The sequence below is a fragment of the Paenibacillus sp. JJ-223 genome (genome assembly GCF_927798175.1).
GTDB classification, from domain to species: domain Bacteria; phylum Bacillota; class Bacilli; order Paenibacillales; family Paenibacillaceae; genus Paenibacillus; species Paenibacillus hubeiensis.
The window spans coordinates 99,364-117,027 of the sequence record NZ_CAKMMP010000021.1 but is presented as its reverse complement, the minus strand read 5'-3'; the positions used below and the strand labels follow the sequence as shown (position 1 = coordinate 117,027).

15 protein-coding genes are annotated in these 17,664 nt (G+C 51.0%); 12 read left to right on the top strand and 3 right to left on the bottom strand.

The window, feature by feature from the left end:
- Positions 1–294 precede the first annotated feature (294 nt).
- Positions 295–1,674: a discoidin domain-containing protein gene (locus L6H98_RS28285; protein ID WP_356724684.1), complete on the top strand. Its 1,380-nt coding sequence runs from the start codon at positions 295–297 to the stop codon at positions 1,672–1,674.
- A 124-nt stretch (positions 1,675–1,798) separates the two neighbouring features.
- Here L6H98_RS28285 and L6H98_RS28280 read toward each other — a convergent pair whose 3' ends face one another.
- Entirely contained in the window at positions 1,799–2,842 is a 1,044-nt protein-coding gene (locus tag L6H98_RS28280) for a PocR ligand-binding domain-containing protein (protein WP_236421046.1), read from the bottom strand.
- 332 nt (positions 2,843–3,174) lie between these two features.
- Here L6H98_RS28280 and L6H98_RS28275 point away from each other — a divergent pair, with 332 nt between their 5' ends.
- From L6H98_RS28275 to L6H98_RS28255, 5 genes are all read left to right on the top strand, one after another.
- Positions 3,175–4,314 carry a glycerol dehydrogenase gene (locus L6H98_RS28275; protein WP_236421045.1) on the top strand — a complete coding sequence of 380 codons (1,140 nt, stop codon included), beginning with the start codon at positions 3,175–3,177 and terminating at the stop codon, positions 4,312–4,314.
- On the top strand, positions 4,315–6,099 hold the full coding sequence (gene dhaK, locus L6H98_RS28270) for a dihydroxyacetone kinase subunit DhaK (protein ID WP_236421044.1): 1,785 nt from the start codon (positions 4,315–4,317) through the stop codon (positions 6,097–6,099). It abuts the gene before it with no gap.
- Between the two features lie 204 nt (positions 6,100–6,303).
- Positions 6,304–7,479 (top strand): alanyl-tRNA editing protein, encoded by a 1,176-nt coding sequence (locus L6H98_RS28265; protein ID WP_236421043.1) that lies wholly within the window; start codon positions 6,304–6,306, stop codon positions 7,477–7,479.
- 168 nt (positions 7,480–7,647) lie between these two features.
- Entirely contained in the window at positions 7,648–8,952 is a 1,305-nt protein-coding gene (locus L6H98_RS28260) for a DUF1963 domain-containing protein (RefSeq protein ID WP_236421042.1), read from the top strand.
- A gap of 55 nt (positions 8,953–9,007) precedes the next feature.
- Positions 9,008–9,883: a PhzF family phenazine biosynthesis protein gene (locus L6H98_RS28255; protein ID WP_236421041.1), complete on the top strand. Its 876-nt coding sequence runs from the start codon at positions 9,008–9,010 to the stop codon at positions 9,881–9,883.
- A 137-nt stretch (positions 9,884–10,020) separates the two neighbouring features.
- On the opposite strand, the gene L6H98_RS28250 is transcribed toward L6H98_RS28255, so the two are convergent.
- On the bottom strand, positions 10,021–10,593 hold the full coding sequence (locus tag L6H98_RS28250; RefSeq protein ID WP_236421040.1) for a GNAT family protein: 573 nt from the start codon (positions 10,591–10,593) through the stop codon (positions 10,021–10,023).
- A gap of 283 nt (positions 10,594–10,876) precedes the next feature.
- Between L6H98_RS28250 and L6H98_RS28245 the strand changes: the two genes are divergently transcribed.
- The 6 genes from L6H98_RS28245 (at position 10,877) to L6H98_RS28220 (ending at position 16,403) form a co-directional block, all read left to right on the top strand.
- Positions 10,877–11,332, top strand: coding sequence for a GNAT family N-acetyltransferase (locus L6H98_RS28245; protein WP_236421049.1), 456 nt, complete (start codon positions 10,877–10,879; stop codon positions 11,330–11,332).
- A gap of 268 nt (positions 11,333–11,600) precedes the next feature.
- On the top strand, positions 11,601–12,950 hold the full coding sequence (locus L6H98_RS28240; RefSeq protein WP_236421039.1) for an amino acid permease: 1,350 nt from the start codon (positions 11,601–11,603) through the stop codon (positions 12,948–12,950).
- A 160-nt stretch (positions 12,951–13,110) separates the two neighbouring features.
- Entirely contained in the window at positions 13,111–13,836 is a 726-nt protein-coding gene (locus L6H98_RS28235) for an endonuclease V (RefSeq protein ID WP_236421038.1), read from the top strand.
- A 524-nt stretch (positions 13,837–14,360) separates the two neighbouring features.
- The gene (locus tag L6H98_RS28230; protein WP_236421037.1) at positions 14,361–15,638 is read left to right on the top strand and encodes a WXG100 family type VII secretion target; all 1,278 of its coding nucleotides are present in this window, start codon (positions 14,361–14,363) and stop codon (positions 15,636–15,638) included.
- A gap of 2 nt (positions 15,639–15,640) precedes the next feature.
- A complete protein-coding gene (locus tag L6H98_RS28225; RefSeq protein ID WP_236421036.1) occupies positions 15,641–16,048 on the top strand; it encodes a hypothetical protein in 408 nt (135 codons plus the stop codon).
- A gap of 154 nt (positions 16,049–16,202) precedes the next feature.
- Positions 16,203–16,403, top strand: a complete 201-nt coding sequence (locus L6H98_RS28220; RefSeq protein WP_236421035.1) for a hypothetical protein — start codon at positions 16,203–16,205, stop codon at positions 16,401–16,403.
- Between the two features lie 282 nt (positions 16,404–16,685).
- Here L6H98_RS28220 and L6H98_RS28215 read toward each other — a convergent pair whose 3' ends face one another.
- The gene (locus L6H98_RS28215; RefSeq protein ID WP_236421034.1) at positions 16,686–17,591 is read right to left on the bottom strand and encodes a LysR family transcriptional regulator; all 906 of its coding nucleotides are present in this window, start codon (positions 17,589–17,591) and stop codon (positions 16,686–16,688) included.
- Positions 17,592–17,664: the final 73 nt, after the last annotated feature.

The window sequence follows — 17,664 nt, the reverse complement described above, 5'->3', positions numbered from 1 at the left end:
TGCCCATGAACGAAGAACATCGGAAAGCCGTATGAGGGAAAACCTCACGTACGGTTTGATGAGGAGGGGCTGGGTTTTGCCCAGCCTTTTACTCTAGAAATCGTCATTCCCGCCGAAGATGCACAATTGAGCACAAAAAAACCATGTTGCATTCTATGAAAACAGGTCATAGGAATCATGGAAGCCAAAGATTAGTAATGTAAAATACATATTATAAAGGTAATAATTACCATAAAGAAAGCGGGATTAAGGAGTGAATTGATCCGTTACAAATTTGATAGGGAGAGGATGAAAATGATGTTTACGAGACGTAAATTTGCATTAACCGTAATGTCTCTGGCCTTATCCGCAACGATGCTTGGAGGCGGGGCCTGGGGGCAAGCTCCGCAGGCAATGGCTGCATCTGACCCGGGGATTGCCGTCAACGCGGTTTTAACGGACATGCCAGCCGAATTGAAATCGTCCATTGAATGGGTGTATACGAATCGCATGCTCAAGGAAAACTCCGTCGGTCGAAAAAACTTGATCTATGACCAGATTTTCGCCGGGAAAGGAACGCTCAACTACGTCGTTCGCTGGCAATCGGCCAAAAACCTCACCTTGCAGCAGCGAAAAGACATCGAACGGATGCTTGGCCGCCAGATCAACAATTGGACCAAACACTTGCAGGGATACGATGGCTGGCCCTATGGAGAGATTGCTGTGAAAGTCGTCGGTTGGGCGGTCGCGAATCCAGCGCAGATTTTGGACAAACAATCCGGCGAGATCGTGTACACTACAACCACGGTAGACGAACTAAGCAAGTCCGATCCGCGAATTCCGGCGGCATTGCCGCATGCACCGAATGAATTGTCACGCTTCGAGCATTTCTCGAATCCGAATTATGCATATCCCGGCGGGCTGGACAAGCGTTTTGACATGTATTTGTGGGCAACGTCCAATTTCGGCGGTGGTGCCGGCGGTGACTGGGGGCAGCGCATGTCTGACGATTATATTCTAAGCACGGTCAACCAGAACGAGATCCAGATTACTGAACACGAGATCGGGCACGGTTTCGGCATGCCTGATTTCTATGAGCCGCAGGACCGCCCGCCAGGAGGTTTCCCGGTGCCGACCATCATGTGGGCAGGCAACTCTCCCACGATTACGAATTGGGATGTCTGGCTGTTGAGGTATACATGGAGTCAACTTAAAAAGGATACGTCGCGGTTCCCGCTGGTGCCGGCGGGAAATGAGCCTGTCAACGTGGCGAGCAATGCCAAGGTGTCTGCGTCTTATGTTTCACCCTGGGAAACGGTTGCAGCCCTAAATGATGGATATGATCCCTCGCATTCGAATGACCGGGCACATCCGGTATACGGCAACTGGCCGGAAACGGGTACGCAATGGGTGCAATACGATCTGGACCGTACGTATACCCTCAGCCGAAGTGATGTGTATTGGTTCAAGGATCATGGCGGCATCGATGTGCCTCGTTCGTACAGTATCCAATATTGGGACGGGAACGCATGGCGCGACGTGCAAAATGCCCAAGGATTGGGCACGAATGCGGATGCATACAACACAACGACGTTTGATCCAGTGAGCACGACGAAGATCAGGCTTCAAATCTCGGCGAACGCTCCGGCTTCTACCGGTATTTTGGAGTGGAAGGTCCTGGGGACGGCCCAATAATGCAATCCTGAATGATATGATTGGATAAGCCGAAGAGCGGCTGTGCAGTAACGGTTGCGTGCTGTGCAGCCGTTTTTTTTTTTGCAGGGAAACCACCATTTTTGAAAATCCACGGATCGGGCAGCTAGTTCCGCTGCTCCTGAATGTATTTTCGATATAGTGCAGGCGTGATTTCTTCGTATTTTTTGAATGTTTTGATAAAATACCCGGATTCGTTGAATCCCAATTCGTCGCTGATTTGGGCGATTGGCATGTCGGTGACCTCAAGCAGCTGTTTGGCCCAATTGATTTTGAGGCGCGCCGCGTAGCTGCTGAAATTTTCGCCAGTTTCCTTGGCGAACAGTCGGCTGAAATAGCTTGGGCTCAGATGACAGAGCTCGGCTGCTTTTTTGAGCGTCAGTTGTTCGTTTTTGTGGCTGTGCATGAAGTCCAGCGCCGGTTGGAGCGCCGGGCTCGCAATGTCTGCTTCTTTGGGACTGCTGCTGAGGTAAGCATCAGCGATGGCATTGGTCATTTCCCGTTTGATCGATTCGATGTTCCGAATGGAGTAGCCGGGCAAAATGGTGGATAGGCTCAGGGACTCCTGTGTTCCGGAAGCGGAGGCTTTTTCGAACATTTCAACCAGCAGGTTTTTGTTCAAGGCTTCCTCCACGATGTAATTGCACAACAGAGACAGCATGTTGGAAATTTTGACGACCTCTTCGTAGGTCATGACCGGCAGCTGATCGTATTGTTCGCTTAATTCTGCGAGTTTGCGTTCATGCAGCCCAGGGTTCTGGGGGGAGACGATTTGTTCCAGGTCACGTGCGCTCTCGGGATTGGACAGCTTCACCTGTCCAGCCATGACCGCGCCGATGTATTTGCCATCAATCGTAATCGGAATCGCAATGTCGATGATATTGAAATGGCATGAATAGACGTAAGGCTCGTTCAACCGAACTGCTTCCAGGCCGCCGCGCGAGTCGCATTTTTGGCAGTAGGGCAGCAGTTCGGGATCTTGGCGTACGCTCTGGCAGAACGATTGGCAGCTGCTGTGGCCTGTAACGGGATTGCCTTTGTAGTCCACGGTCAGGATAGCCAGCTTGGTGACGGTGGCGAGCGAGTCCTGCAATCGCTTCCACTTATCGAGGTCGAGTATTTTGTTAATGTGCAGGTATTCCTTAATCATGGCGGCATGCCTCCATCGTTCACAGATTAACCGAGCCTTGGGCTGAATTCATATTAAAAAACAACTGAAAGGGTAATGTATATTAGGCGCCTTTTGTAATGAACACGCTCGAGGCAAAGATACACCTTCGCATGACAATAACATACCATCTTTCCGGCAAAAAGCAAAAAATTACGATTGAAAATTATAATTATTTGTTATCAAATTCCACTGTCAGTGCGATGCCCCTGTTATATATTGATAGTACAAGCCGTTCATTCAAATTTAAAATGGTATAACGTTCATGCGATGAAATATCAGCCATTCGAGTTATCCATAGGAGGTTTTTCGTGATGAGAAAAGCATTTATCAGCCCGACCAAATACGTGCAAGGTGAAGATGAGCTGTTGAACTTGGGGTATTTCGTGAAATCCTTTGGCGACTCCGCCTTGTTAATCGGTCATCCCGACGATGTCGCGCGCGTAAAGGAAAAATTGGATGCCACGGCAGCCAAGTTCGATATTACTTTTGTTGAAAGCGGTTTTAAAGGGGAGTGTTCCCGTCAAGAGGTGGCTCGGTTGCAGGACATCGCTCGTGAGCAAAAATGTACCTGCACGATCGGCCTCGGCGGAGGCAAAGCGATCGATGCGGCCAAATGCGTGGCTGAAGGCGAAGCCTTGATCATCTGTCCGACGATTGCGGCCACGGATGCGCCAACGAGCCATTCTGCCGTATTGTACACGCCGGATGGCGCGTTCGACGATTACGCGTATTTCAAACAAAGCCCAAGCGTGGTGTTGGTGGACACAACCGTCATCGCCAATGCGCCGACGCGATTCCTCGTTTCCGGCATGGGCGACGCGCTGTCCACGTACTTTGAAGCGAGAGCTACGGCGAAATCCTATTCACGCGTCAATGCCAGCTTGCCGATGGGCGCACGCGAAGGACTGACGCCGCCTGCATTCGGCACCAACGCAGCGCTGGCACTGGCGAAGCTGTGCTACGAAATGCTTCTTCGCGACGGGGTAAAAGCGAAGGCCGCCTCTGACAGCAACATGGTTACTCAGGCGCTGGAGAACATCGTGGAAACGAACATTTTGCTGTCCGGGCTCGGATTCGAGAGCGGCGGCTTGGCTGCGGCCCATGCGATCCACGACGGATTAACCATTCTGGAGGGCACGCATCATTATTTCCACGGCGAAAAAGTGGCCTTCGGCACGATCGCGCAGCTCGTATTGGAAAACGCGCCGACCGAGGAACTGAACGAAGTACTCGACTTTTGCCTGGATGTGGGCCTGCCCGTAAGCCTGGCCGACATCGGCGTAGAGACGATTACGCAGGAAGAACTGCTGGAAGTCGCCGAAAAGGCATGCATTCCGGAAGAGTCCATCCATGCCATGCCGTTCCCGTTCACGGTGGCCGAGGTGGCCGGGGCGATTGCAACGGCGGACCGGATCGGTCGTGAATACAAAGCGCGCCGGGAGGCGAAATAAATGAAAAAAATTATCAATCAAGCCGAAAACGTCGTGCTGGAAATGTGCAGCGGGATCGCGCTGGCGCATCCGGAGCTTGAATTTTTGCCAAAGTACAAAGTGATCAAACGCAGAGAAATTCAGGCGGACAAGGTCAGCCTGATCAGCGGCGGCGGCAGCGGTCATGAACCGGCACACGCCGGTTACGTGGGCAAGGGCATGTTGGATGCGGCCGTTTGCGGCGACGTGTTTGCCTCCCCGTCCCAGATTCAGGTGTACCAGGCGATCAAAGCGACGGCAGGCAGCAAGGGTACGCTTCTGATCATCAAAAACTACAGCGGCGACATGATGAATTTCAAAAACGCGGCCCACCTTGCCGAAGAAGACGGCATCGAAGTGCAGTACGTGAAGGTCGAGGACGACATTGCCGTACAGGATAGCTTGTACACGGTAGGACGACGCGGCGTGGCCGGCACGGTGCTCGTTCATAAAATTGCCGGGGCGGCGGCAGAATTGGGACGCAGTCTGGCCGAAGTGAAAGCGGCGGCCGAGCGCGCGGCGGCAAACGTGCGCAGCATCGGGTTTGCGTTTACGTCCTGCACGGTGCCTGCCAAAGGCACGCCGACGTTCGAGATTGCCGAGGACGAGATGGAATACGGCGTAGGCATTCACGGCGAGCCTGGCATTCGGCGCGAGAAAATCGCGACGGCGGATGAATTGGCAGGCCGAATGGTCGGCGCACTGCTGGCAGACTTGAAGCTGGATGCCGGGGAACCGGCAGAAATTGCGGTGCTCGTCAACGGTTTCGGGGCGACGCCGCTGCAGGAGCTGTACCTGCTGAACAATGCGGTGCAGCGGGAATTGGCAGGACACCCGGCGCTGAAGGTTGCAGCAGCGTTTGTGGGCAACTACATGACCAGCATCGACATGGCCGGCGCTTCCCTTACGATTCTGAAGCTGGACGAGGAGCTGAAGTCGCTGCTGTTTGAGGAGAGCGAAGCGCCTGCATTCAAGGTGTCCGGTCCTCCCGCAGCGCCGGTTGTCTATACGGACTATACGGACGTGTTGGAATCTGCTGGGGGCTCTGGTGCAGAGACTAAGGTTTCCTTTGGGGTCCAGACCTCCGATGAAGCGGCCGTGATTCGAAACGAACGTTTTACGTTGGACAACGTCGTCTATTTGATCGACAAGATGAGCGAAATCATCATTCGAAACGAAGTACCGTTCTGCGAGCTCGACTCCCATGCCGGGGACGGCGACTTTGGCATGAGCGTGGCGAAAGGCTTCCGGCAGCTCAAGCGGGAATGGAGCCATATCGTGGGGGAGGAAAAGAAGGATATCGGCTCCTTCCTGGACGCATGCTCGCTTGTCATCATGGAACACTGCGGCGGCGCTTCCGGACCGATCTGGGGATCGGCATTCCGGGCGGCAGGCAAGGCCGTGGGCGACAAGCAAGAGCTGAGCGTTTCCGAGTTCGCCGAAATGATGCAGGCTGCGGTCAAAGGCATTCAATCCACCGGTGAACGTTCCTTCGGCCGGGGGGCCGTCGTCGGCGACAAAACGCTGATCGACGCGCTGGTGCCTTGCGCCGATGCCTGGACGCAGAGCGCTCGGTCCGGCGATGACTTCAAGACCGCGTTTGCCAAAGGCGCGGCAGCAGCCGTGGCCGGCGCGAAGAAAACGGAAGACATCGTTGCGCGCATGGGCCGTGCCGGTACCGTAGGCGACCGCAGCTTGGGCTATCCTGATGCGGGGGCGTATGCGCTCGGCGTCATTTTCACGGAACTGTCCGAGGCGCTGAAATAACGAATACAACATCGGCACGTTGTTAACGAAACCGGGTAAGACCGTTCTGCATATGGGCATGCAGAGCGGTTTTTTGCCGTCTTTTCTCCTGAAATTGGCATGAGGGGATGCAATAGTGTAATCTTAGTTTAATGTAATTAAGCGAAGGATATTACGCAACATACACATATAGCCCACGTTGAACGAGAAGGGACAGAAGAGACGATGACGCACAAACTATATTATGACTCTGCATACACACGGGAGTGGCATACGCGAATTACCGGCAAAATGGATAAAGAGGACGGACTCTACGTGACGCTGGCTGAAACGGCATTCTATCCGCATGGTGGCGGTCAGCCTTGCGATCTGGGACAAATCGGCGGAGTTGACGTCCTGGACGTCATTTCCGAAGGGGATGAGGTTTGGCACAAGGTGGAGCGTGCACCCGAGCAAGAGAAAGTGGATTGCCGGATCGATTGGGAGCGCCGGTTCGATCATATGCAGCATCATACCGGTCAGCATCTGCTGTCTGCCGTTACGTTGAAGCTGGCGGACGCAATGACGCTCAGCTTCCATCTCGGTACGGACTATGCCACGATCGACGTCGCTTCGGCTGAACTGGAAACCGAGCAGATTGCCGCCATCGAGCTCGAGGCCAATACGCAAATTTACCGCAATGCCCGCATCGCCGCTTCGTGGGTTACGGCAGAGGAAGCGACGAGATTGCCGCTCGTCAAACAACCGTCGGTGACGGAGAACATTCGCATCGTGGAAATGGAGGGCGTGGAATACAACGCCTGCGGCGGAACGCATGTCGCATCCACGGGCGAGATCGGCATCATCAAAATTTTGAAAACAGAGCGCGTGAAGGGCAGTACCCGCATCTATTTCAAATGCGGCTTCCGGGCGCTCGAAGAATTCGGCGCCGTGCAGCGCGTAACCCAAGCGATCTCCGCGAAGCTGAAGACGGGCAGGGACGAGCTGCTGGAACGTTTGGACAAGCTGGAAGCGGAGCAGAAGCAGCTTCAGGCCGAAATATCCGCGGTCAAAGCTGCGAATGATACATATTTTGCCCAGGAACTGATCGCACAGCGTCAAGGGCTGGTCATCGCGCAAGTGTTTGAGGACAAATCCGTCAAAGACATGCAAAGCCTGGCGACCAAGCTGACCGCCGAGCATGAAGGCATCGTGCTGTTTGTTTCGCGTTCCGAGGCCAAGGTTGTGCTCGCGCAGAAGGGTCAGCCGCATTGGGCGTGCGGAGCCTTTTTCAAAGGCAACTTGGGGGCGTATCAGGGCAAGGGCGGCGGCAGTGACAGCATAGCTCAGGCGGGATTCCCAAGCGTCGATGAGGCGCTTGCCTTCTTTGAATTCACCCGGGAGCAATTGGGTCACCATTGAGGCATAAAGGGTATAGGTATCGGGCAATAAACAGCATGGCAACTCAGGCACGCCACTTCGTGGCGTGTTTTTTTATGCATCCATGGCTAGCAAGAATACTTCATCCTTCCCTCCGAGGCGTATGGTATACTCGTCCCTAGAAGATTTTACCTCAAGGAGGGTGATCCCATGGCGGAACGAATTCCGTGCGCAAGGGAAGGATGCGGCAATACCGTTTTACCGGCCACGGCGGCCAAAACCGGCGGCATTTGCATGCCGTGCAAGCAGGAGATTGAGCGGGAGGAACGTCGCAGGTACATCGAAGCAAATCGCCGGGACGTGAACCTGTACGAAGGTATTTCGGATCCGGTGGAGATTCTGAGCATCATGCATACCGATCAGCCTCGCGATCCGTTGATTCATTACCTCCCTTATGAACGTTCGAAAGAGCAGGTATATCTGTCATTGTCGGAACAAGAGCAGCTTCGCATGGCTGACCTTGCAATGGAAATGATCCGGGACGGCGATGAGGATACGGGGACGGAAATCCTGACGCTGCTATCGGGATATCACGATCTGCCCCTTACGGCATATTTGCCGGAATTGCTGGAATATGAAGTATATTATCCGGCCATATTGTTCCGAAGCGCGTCACCTTCGCTGCGGGATCGGCTGTTGCGAGAGGTCGAGACGGACGACGAGCACCGCAATCATTTGCTGCTGATGCTGGCTTATATCGGGGATGAGCGGGTTGTGCGGCAGTTCCGGGAATGGAGGCAGTCGCCGCCGGCGTGGAGAGATCGGCTGCATGTGCCTCCGGAGCATTATGCGATGGAAGGGGGCTGGGAGCTGATGGCCGAAGGAACGCGCAGAGATTTGTTTATCCAGCCGAGTTATGCTTTGTTTCGTGTACGGGAGCAGGAGAACGCGGCTGCTTTCGAACACGGCGACCCTGTGCGGATGTTGGCGGTTAACTCGGCATGCTGTCCGTGGTGTAACGGGCCGTTAACCACGTTGATCGACCTGGATGTGGGGCACCCGGCATTGGCCGGTCTTTCCTGGAAGGCGGATCGGTTTGCTGCTCGGACCTGTGTCGTTTGCAGTTGTTATGGAACAGTGTATATGGAGATCGACGAGCAAGGTGAGCCGGTCTGGAGCGAACATAATGTGATGCCGTACAGAGCGGGAGAGATGGACACGGATGATTATGATGGTTCGTACACTGCGGTAACGGACCAATTCCGAATCGCGCGGGAGCCCCGGCATCCGTTTCATGGCAGCGAGTGGGCGATGGAACCTTCCTTGTCCCAGATCGGCGGCCATCCCGGCTGGGTACAGGACGCGGAATACCCGAATTGTCCCTGCTGCTCAGCTCGGATGAAGGCAGTCGGCCAGCTTGATTGGGGAATGGTCGAGGAGTACGGTGAAGGCATGTACTACATATTTGCCTGCGAGCCATGCGGAATGACGGCTGTATCGTATCAGCAGAGTTAATTTGCGCGAATTTGGGAACATCAGCCTTTCAATGATGGGAGAGGACGAGCTTGACATGAAGGTGGAAGTATATACATTAAATGCGTTTGCAAAAGAGGAGCGTGGCGGGAACCCGGCTGGCGTGGTGTTGGATGCTGCTGCGCTGGATGCTGCCGAAATGCAGCTCATTGCAAAGGAAGTGGGTTTCTCGGAGACGGCTTTTATGGAAAAGTCTTCGGTTGCGGATTACAAAATCCGTTACTTCACGCCCACGAACGAGGTCGATCTGTGCGGACATGCCACGATTGCCGCATTTGGACTGCTGCACTCGCTGGGTTTGGCAGAGGCGGAAACCTCCTGCACCATAGAAACGAAAGCCGGAGTTTTGGATGTCGATATCGGCGTCGATGGCCTCGTCTATTTGTCACAGGCTTTGCCGCAATTTTTTGAAAAGATATCCGCTGAGGAAATCGCCCCATCTTTGGGGGGGGATGCCGACGATCTGGAAGCAGGGCTGCCCATCCAGATTGTTTCGACGGGGCTGCGGGACATTTTGGTTCCGATTCGCAGCAGGACACTCTTGAATAAGATGCAGCCGGATTTGGACGCCATAACCGCCATTAGCCAAAAATACGATGTGGTCGGCTATCATCTGTTCGCGTTGGATACTCCAGACGATGCAGTCGCGGAATGCCGAAATTTTGCGCCGCTTTACGATATTCCCGAGGAGAGCGCGACAGGAACCTCCAACGGTGCACTGCTCTGCTATTTGTATAAATATGGTCAACGATCTTTGCGGAAAGTGGAGGATGTCACCTTCAGGCAAGGATATTCCATGGATTGTCCTTCCGAAATCAAGGCAGGCTTGCGCCTGAACGAGGACGGGGAAATCAACCAAGTTCGGGTTGGCGGTACCGTAACTGGCATTGAACGAAGACATTTCATGGTATAAGCGGAATGAAAAAGGCCTGCTTGCAGCCCGCGTAACATGGGTGCAAACAGGCTTTTTTGCTGCCGCAAGGAAGGGCTAAAGCGCAGCGGGTGAGCTTGGAATGTGCCCGATCCATTCGCTGACTTCCGCATTCCTTGTCATGCTTTTCCCTCCATAGGGGTGGATTGACCGGCTTCCCACTCTTCGCGCAGCATACCCATCATCAGCCGGTCATATCGCTTGCCATCGCGGTATACGGCAGAACGAATGCGTCCCTCCAACTGAAAGCCGACTTTTTCGTATGCGCGGATGGCTCGTTCGTTGTACGCGATAACGTCCAGGCCGACCCGGTCCAGATTCATTTCGTAGAAAGCGTAGCGCAGCATCAGTTGCAGCGCTTCCGTGCCGTACCCTTTGCCGCGATGTTCCGCAAGCCCGATGCCGATTGCGAGCTGACCCGTACGATTGTTCCACTCGATGCCATGGATGACGACAAAACCGATCAGTCGATCGTCTTCCCGCGTGCGCAACCGGAAATACACTTCCCGGTGTTTGGTTTCGCCTTCATCCTCAAGTTGTTTTTCCGAGAAAGGGACAGCGAGGTCGGTGTCCACATTCCGCAGGTATTCGGGATCTTCATTCCATTGCAGCATAACCTGCACGTCTTCCGCGCGGGGAGCTGTCAATTTCAGGCGTTTGCCATAAAACAGATGCGATGTTGTCAAGGTCATGGGCTTCTCCTTTGAAATGGGGTTAGTAGTATGATTTCACCTCTGAACGACTGGCCGATATGTTGAACGTACGCAATAACCTCGCCCCTTTGCTGTGAGTTAGCTTCATCGTATTCGATCAGGGCGTAACTGGCAATAGGAACCGATTGACGTCACAGATGAATCTTGTGATAAAACCTGACATGGTAGTAAAATAGGAGAAAGTTGAAATTTGAACATCCGCGTTTCCGGCAATGATTGCAGGATATTCGGGTGGTATCATACGTTGGCAGGAGTGGTCGGATTGGAGATTCGGGTAGACGATTTAAGCGGAAATCAAGTTAAAGCATTGATCGCGGAGCATTTGGCAGGCATGTTTGCCGATTCGCCGCCGGAAAGCGTGCATGCGCTGGATCTGGAAGGATTGAAAAGGCCGGAGGTAACGTTCTGGTGCGCATGGGAAGGCGAAGAACTGATGGGCTGCGGTGCGATGAAGGAGCTGGATTCGCAGCACGGCGAACTGAAATCGATGCGTACGGCAGCGGCGCATTTGCGCAAAGGCGTGGCAAGGAACATCCTTGCCCACATTATCGAGGTGGCGAAAGAGCGGGGGTACAAGCGCCTCAGCCTGGAGACGGGATCGATGGATTCTTTCATTCCCGCACGGAAGCTGTATGAGGATTTCGGTTTCAGTTACTGCGGACCTTTCGCCGATTATGCGCCGGACCCGAACAGTGCCTTTATGACGAAAGAATTATAGACGGAGATGGAATAGACCGATCCGGAATGTGTCAAAACAAAAACGAATAGGCATTAAATGCGAATAAATGGGAGCTTTGCAATAATGCAGGGCTTTTTTTCATCTTTCCAATCGATCCTCCTTGACGTCTCAATGTGGGTGGTTTTGGATATAAAAAACTTACGTGCTGAGTCATGAATAATCGGGTATACTGGACATTATGTTGTTTAGCGCTTGAACGCCAAGAAGCTATGCAGACAGACGTTTTACTCGGGAGGACTTCAATTCAATGGCTCAGACAGAAGGAACATTGCAAAAAAAGCTTAAGGCAAGGCATATCAGCCTGATGGCCATGGGCGGCGTCATCGGAACGGGCATATTCAAAGGCAGCAGCGAAACGATCGGACTGGCCGGCCCCGGCGTCGTCATTACTTACATTTTCGCGGGATTGCTGTTGCTCGTGGTCATGGCCGCGATGGCCGAAATGGCCACCGTGTACAAAAACAAAAACATGAAAGACTTCATCCAGCAGGCCTTTGGCAGCAGGGTATCTTTCGTCATGGGATGGATGTATTGTTTCCTGTGGCTCTCCGTCTGCGTGATTGAGGTCATCGCGGCAGGCAGCTTCCTGCAGTACTGGTTCCCGGGGGTGCCGCTGTGGGTGCTCAGCCTGTTGTGCGCCGCGTTCATAATATCGGTCAACTTGCTCAGCGTCGGTGTCTTCGGCGAATTCGAATTTTGGCTGGCAGGGATCAAAGTAGCGATGATCATCGTCTTTATCGTGCTTGGCGCGGGGTTGATCTTTGGCATCATTCCGAGCGATAATACCCCCTATCTGCAAAATTATACCCAGTCCGGCGGCTTCCTGCCGAACGGCTGGTCATCGATTTTCTCGGCGCTGCTCGTGGTCATGTTCTCTTACGGCGGTTCCGAACTGATCGGTATGACCTTGACCGAGACGGAAAATGCGGAGCGCGTGCTGCCCAAAGTGGTGGGAAACCTGATTCTGCGCATCATGCTGTTTTTCACCTTGCCGATCCTTATTATTTGCGGGCTCATTCCGTGGAATGAACTTGGACCGGAGAGCAGTCCGTTCGTGCAGGTGCTTGCGTCCACCGGGTTGCCGGGCGCGGCACACATCATGAACTTCATTCTGGTGACGGCGGTGCTGTCCGCGGCCAATTCCGGTATCTACGGAGCATCCCGTATGCTGCATTCCATGGCCGTCGGGGGAGAAGCGCCGAAGGCGTTGGCCCGCACGAATCGCAGCGGCAGCCCGATCAATACGCTGCTGTTTTGCGCGGTCATTTTGCTGGCAGGCTCCTTGCTCGGACTGTTCGCCCAGGACCAGTTGTTCCGCGTGCTGCTGGCGGTGCCGGGCTTCGTCGTCATCCTGGTCTGGATCTGCATCGCGGCATCGCAGTTGAAGCTGCGCAAGCAATATCCCGTGCAGCCGACCTTCAAGCTGTGGGGATTCCCTTACATTACGGGAGCGGTGGTGCTGTGCCTTGGCGTGATTGCCATTATGTTTATTTTCGATGAGGGAAACCGGTTCAGCATCAGCATTTGTCTTGCGGTGCTCGCCGTCCTTATTTTGTGGTCGCTTGTTCGTTTTCGGAAAACGAAAAGAGGAGCATAAGCATTGAGTTGGAGACCGCTGTGCGTAAGAACATGACGAGAGGCATCCTGACATTGGCGTCAGGGTGCCTTTTTGTTTTTTTGCGTGTAATGACAGTGTAGAATAGAGGGGATTAAGAGAACGTGGATGCACAATGAAAGGAAGGGAATGGGGAAAACTGATGAAAGCCATGGAGCAAATATTGCCGGATCAATGGACGGAGGAAACGTTCAATCGAATTCAGCTTGAATTGGTCCGCCACATCGAGTTGACTAATCGACTGAATCAAGAAGATATACGCCTTGTCGCTGGCGTTGATCTTGCATATTGGGAAAGCGCGGGAACCACGCATGCCGTATGCTGCATCTGTGTCGTGGATGTTCGCACGCATGCCGTGCTGGAGGTGCAATCGCTGCGGGACGAGATCAAGGTGCCTTATATTCCGGGGTATTTGTCGTTCAGGGAGCTGCCGCTGATCATGGACACCTTCAAGCAGTTGGAGCACGATCCGGACATCGTCATGTTCGACGGCAACGGATTCCTGCACCCGCGGAATATGGGCATTGCCACGCATGCTTCCTTTTATATGAACAAACCTACGATTGGCGTTGCAAAGAGTTATCTGAAAATCGGCGACACGGACTATGTAATGCCCGCGGATAAGGCGGGAGCTTACACGGATATCGTCGTTGACGACAGAGTATACGGGCGCACGCTTCGTACGCACCAGAACGTCAAGCCCGTGTTCGTGTCCTGCGGGAACTGGATCGATCTCGATACGGCCACCGGCATGGTGCTGGGGCTGGTCAATAAAGAGAGCCGATTGCCGATCCCTGTACGGCTGGCCGATTTGGAAACGAAGAAGTGCAGGGCTGCCGTTATGCGAGAGTCGGAGGCAGCAGAGTGAGCAGCAGGCATGAAGCGACTGTAGGTGAAAACTGACGCTGATCGTTTGATATGATCGCCCTGTGGAACTCTGACGAACATGACACACCTTATATAGTGTGTTTTGCCGTGTTGAATTTTCTAACGAACATCATCAGTCTTATTTGCGCGTTAGTGGTTAATATCTTTGCTTTGGAGATGAGATAACGTGTCTCAGGTTCGTTACATTTTCAATGGTACTAATTTGTGGCTCATAGTGCGTCTGATGTTCGTTAGAATTAAAAGTGAATAGAATAAGAGTATGAGAGATACATAAAATAGGAAAATCGCTAAACAACTTTGTGTCCGCGCTACAGTGTTTTTGGCTGAGGAAATGAGGGGTAATACGAACTACGAAGTACGAACTAGATATATAAACCAACAGCCTCTACAAAATCATCTGTGTTCACTTTAAAATAATTGGCATATGTAAATTAGAATCGTAGAGTATCCTAACAATTCATCATTCATATAACAACGAAGTATAAATTCAGAATGAGGTACTACATGACGACGATAAAAGTAACACCTGAACATTTGTTATCTGTTTCAAAACAGTTTGCAGCAGCCCAAGGTCAGATTTTTCAGATGAACAGCAGCTTGAAACAACGGTTATTTGAAATTGAAAGGCAGTGGAACGGTAGCGCGAAGGAAAGATTTTATGTTGATTTTGTAGTTGCACAGAGGGTAATGGATAACTTCACTTCATTAACCCTATCGATTGCAAAAGAACTAGAAGGACATGCTGAGAAATTCAGATTGGCAGATCAGCAAGCGACACGATCTTATGACCCGAAGTGTGCGCCACCGCCGCCGGATGAGTGCAGGGCTCCTGAAGTGGATACTCGTAATGTATTTCAAAAATCGACTGACAGTTTGGCAGAGTTGGGTCGTACCTTTTTGCAATCTGCGGACGATCGATATCAAAAACGTTATGATAGTGTAGGTGGATTTCTGGATTACTGGACGTTCGGTATTCCGAGTGGTCTGGTTCAGGGATATGTAGACCGAGCAGATAAAGCTTTCAATTCTCCCAATGATACAGCCAATTGGCTTACATTCGGTATTCATGGCACAATCCGGGAGGCTACCTTTCCAACCAATGCCTGGTCTAGTGAGCACTGGGCTAATATGATAGGTATGGGAGGGATGTTGGTTGGAACCGGATATGCCTCTTCTTTAATTAAGCCGCATAATCTGCTAACTTCATCAGGAGGCGGCGTAAAAATAAAAGCCTTCAATCGTCCACCAGGTAAAGGACAAATGTTTAATGGATTTCAAGATCAACGTCTTCGAGTAATGGATAATATCGTCGATAGTAAGATGGTGAGGAAATCATCCAATGTGAAAATTTATTTGGAAAATGAAAGACTACTCTCAAAAAGTATTCATGAACATAAATTGAATATGAGCACAATTGTTGATAACGCAGGTAATTTCAATCTTGCTGAAGGAGTGCTAAATGGTGGGAGAATTAATGAAAGTTATTTGAAAGGATTGGTTCCTCCCGAAGGTGTTAATAAATTCAAGCCCGACCCTGGAATCATAGAGGAAGGATTTAAGTATAATTTTCTTTACGAGAATAAGAAGATAGAAATAAAATGGCATTCACCACAGCAAAATTTACAAGGTATATTGACGGAAGAAGAGCTTTTAACAAGTAATTCATATAATGGATGGACTGCACAAATTAAGATTGGCAAAAAGTACTTAGGCACAGATGGTAATCTATATAGAAACAATCAGCAAAATATAACTCATATACCTGTTAATATTGGAGGATAAGTATGAAACTTTCGGATTTTAAAAATTTACCTGATGTAATGTCCAAAGAAGATTTAAACAAACACTTTGAAGCTTACTTGGATTTGGTTGAAAACGTAGAGAAATTGGACAGCATAGACGTTTTAGAAACCTTATCAGAATTAGCTGATAGAAAGGTTTATACCCACGAATTATTGGAATTTAATCTACGATCAAGAGTAGATCATATTGTGCAAAAACTGTGGGATGTTTCATCTGCTGAGCTAGTTGATTATTATACTTATGTAGTTGTAAATCTGAATCTGGCAAAAAGTTATGAGTTAATGAAATCAGCGTTGAATATGGATTTGGACAAGCAAGTTAGGGAAATCATTGAAGAAACCATCGATGAAGTTGGAGCGGACATAGATATTCCTTATAAATCGAACTGAGTCATAAGCAAATGTCAACTATACAGTCCTATGCAACCTTTGAGGTAGAAAGCAAAGAAGACGTACAACGGATTATTAACAAGAACTAAAAATAACGACATTACTCAGAAGGCTTATTTACCTTGATCATTCCATTTAAAGGAGGAGGACTAACATGAGTGACAAACTAACCATAATTAGCGATAAATTTCGTAAAGGAAATACTGAGATTGAGGTAGAGGGACTTACTGTTGTGATCGATGGGACTATAAAACAAGTTTTTGATAAGATAAAAGTAGAAAAGGAATATGACAATTACACCGATATTCTTAGAGATGCGCTCATGCTTGGCCTAAATTCAATCATTAAAAAATGAACAGACTCTAACGCTTTTGGCGTTGGAGTTTTTTTGCCCAATGAGCCTGAATCGTCTATGGTGGTGTCGGATGCGGCAACGACTGCACTTGCGACCGCTGAGTCCGGCAAACATAGCATGAACCTTATGAAGAAACAGATGGAAAATATCTCGGATGTGTCGGATGGAGTAGTCTGCTGCTGTGGTGGCGCAAACCTCAGACATGCTGGAGCAGCAGACGAACGAGATGAGCGAAGCTGTGAGAAAAGTGAAGGTATAACAAGGAGCTTTGTGTTCGCATGATTACAGATGATCCAGCTCGATGGCCTGTCTGAAACGCCGGGCGAATCGTTCTGCGGCAGCGGCGACCTCTTTGGATTCCGTCTGCACGAAGCCGATTTGCATCTTGGGCTGTTCGATCTCGGCAATCTCGACCATTTTGACCAAACCTTCTTTCCACAGCGGATGCTGGTAAAAGGAATAGTCGTGGCCGATTGTAGCCGCGATATTGTTTTTTAACACGGTGCTAATGGCTTCGGAGTTATTGGTTTTGAACAGGATGGACAGTGGCCCGTAATCATACGTGAACTCCCGGAGAAAATCCTCGATGAAGCCGTCCCGGTACAGGGCGAGTTTATGTTCTTTCAATTGGTCAGGCGTAACGCGCGGCTGTTTGGCCAATTCGGACAGATGATGGGTGCATACGACGAGCTTGCCGGAATACATGGGCGTGAAATGCAGACCGTCGAATTCCCGCAGCTGCTTGGTGTAGATCGCGATAAAGCCCAGATGGGTTTTATTGTTGCGGATATCCTCAATGATCTCCATCGACCCTTTCTCTTCAATGGCAATGCTTAGCTGCGGATGCTCTCGCTTCATCTCTGCAGCAGACTGGACAAGATAAGGCATGACACTGGGGAAAGTAGCCACATGAAGCTCTCCGGTCAGGGAGGACGATTCGGCGTTCAGCGATTTCAATTCATCGATTCGTTGCAAAATGTCTAACGCTTTGGCAATAAATTGTTTGCCTTCAGACGTGGGGTGGGTACCTTGTCTGGAGCGTTCGAACAGGGTCATCCCTAGTTCTTTCTCCAGTCGATGAACGGATTGGCTAATCGCGGATTGCGTGACATGAAGATGCTCCGAGGCAGCGGAGAACGATTGGGTTTTGGCGATTTCGACGACATATTCAAGCTGTTCCAGATTCATGATCTCATCTCCGTTTAGTATTAATATATCTAATGTTAACATTAATATCTATAAATATGAATAATACATGAAC

What these genes read in the sequence shown, in the direction of transcription:
- L6H98_RS28215 (WP_236421034.1), bottom strand. Translation starts at nt 17,591, where the DNA reads ATGAATCTGGAACAGCTTGAATATGTCGTCGAAATCGCCAAAACCCAA.
- L6H98_RS28230 (WP_236421037.1), top strand. Translation starts at nt 14,361, where the DNA reads ATGACGACGATAAAAGTAACACCTGAACATTTGTTATCTGTTTCAAAA.
- L6H98_RS28255 (WP_236421041.1), top strand. Translation starts at nt 9,008, where the DNA reads ATGAAGGTGGAAGTATATACATTAAATGCGTTTGCAAAAGAGGAGCGT.
- L6H98_RS28235 (WP_236421038.1), top strand. Translation starts at nt 13,111, where the DNA reads ATGAAAGCCATGGAGCAAATATTGCCGGATCAATGGACGGAGGAAACG.
- dhaK (WP_236421044.1), top strand. Translation starts at nt 4,315, where the DNA reads ATGAAAAAAATTATCAATCAAGCCGAAAACGTCGTGCTGGAAATGTGC.
- L6H98_RS28275 (WP_236421045.1), top strand. Translation starts at nt 3,175, where the DNA reads ATGAGAAAAGCATTTATCAGCCCGACCAAATACGTGCAAGGTGAAGAT.
- L6H98_RS28220 (WP_236421035.1), top strand. Translation starts at nt 16,203, where the DNA reads ATGAGTGACAAACTAACCATAATTAGCGATAAATTTCGTAAAGGAAAT.
- L6H98_RS28240 (WP_236421039.1), top strand. Translation starts at nt 11,601, where the DNA reads ATGGCTCAGACAGAAGGAACATTGCAAAAAAAGCTTAAGGCAAGGCAT.
- L6H98_RS28260 (WP_236421042.1), top strand. Translation starts at nt 7,648, where the DNA reads ATGGCGGAACGAATTCCGTGCGCAAGGGAAGGATGCGGCAATACCGTT.
- L6H98_RS28280 (WP_236421046.1), bottom strand. Translation starts at nt 2,842, where the DNA reads ATGATTAAGGAATACCTGCACATTAACAAAATACTCGACCTCGATAAG.
- L6H98_RS28250 (WP_236421040.1), bottom strand. Translation starts at nt 10,593, where the DNA reads ATGACCTTGACAACATCGCATCTGTTTTATGGCAAACGCCTGAAATTG.
- L6H98_RS28265 (WP_236421043.1), top strand. Translation starts at nt 6,304, where the DNA reads ATGACGCACAAACTATATTATGACTCTGCATACACACGGGAGTGGCAT.
- L6H98_RS28225 (WP_236421036.1), top strand. Translation starts at nt 15,641, where the DNA reads ATGAAACTTTCGGATTTTAAAAATTTACCTGATGTAATGTCCAAAGAA.
- L6H98_RS28285 (WP_356724684.1), top strand. Translation starts at nt 295, where the DNA reads ATGATGTTTACGAGACGTAAATTTGCATTAACCGTAATGTCTCTGGCC.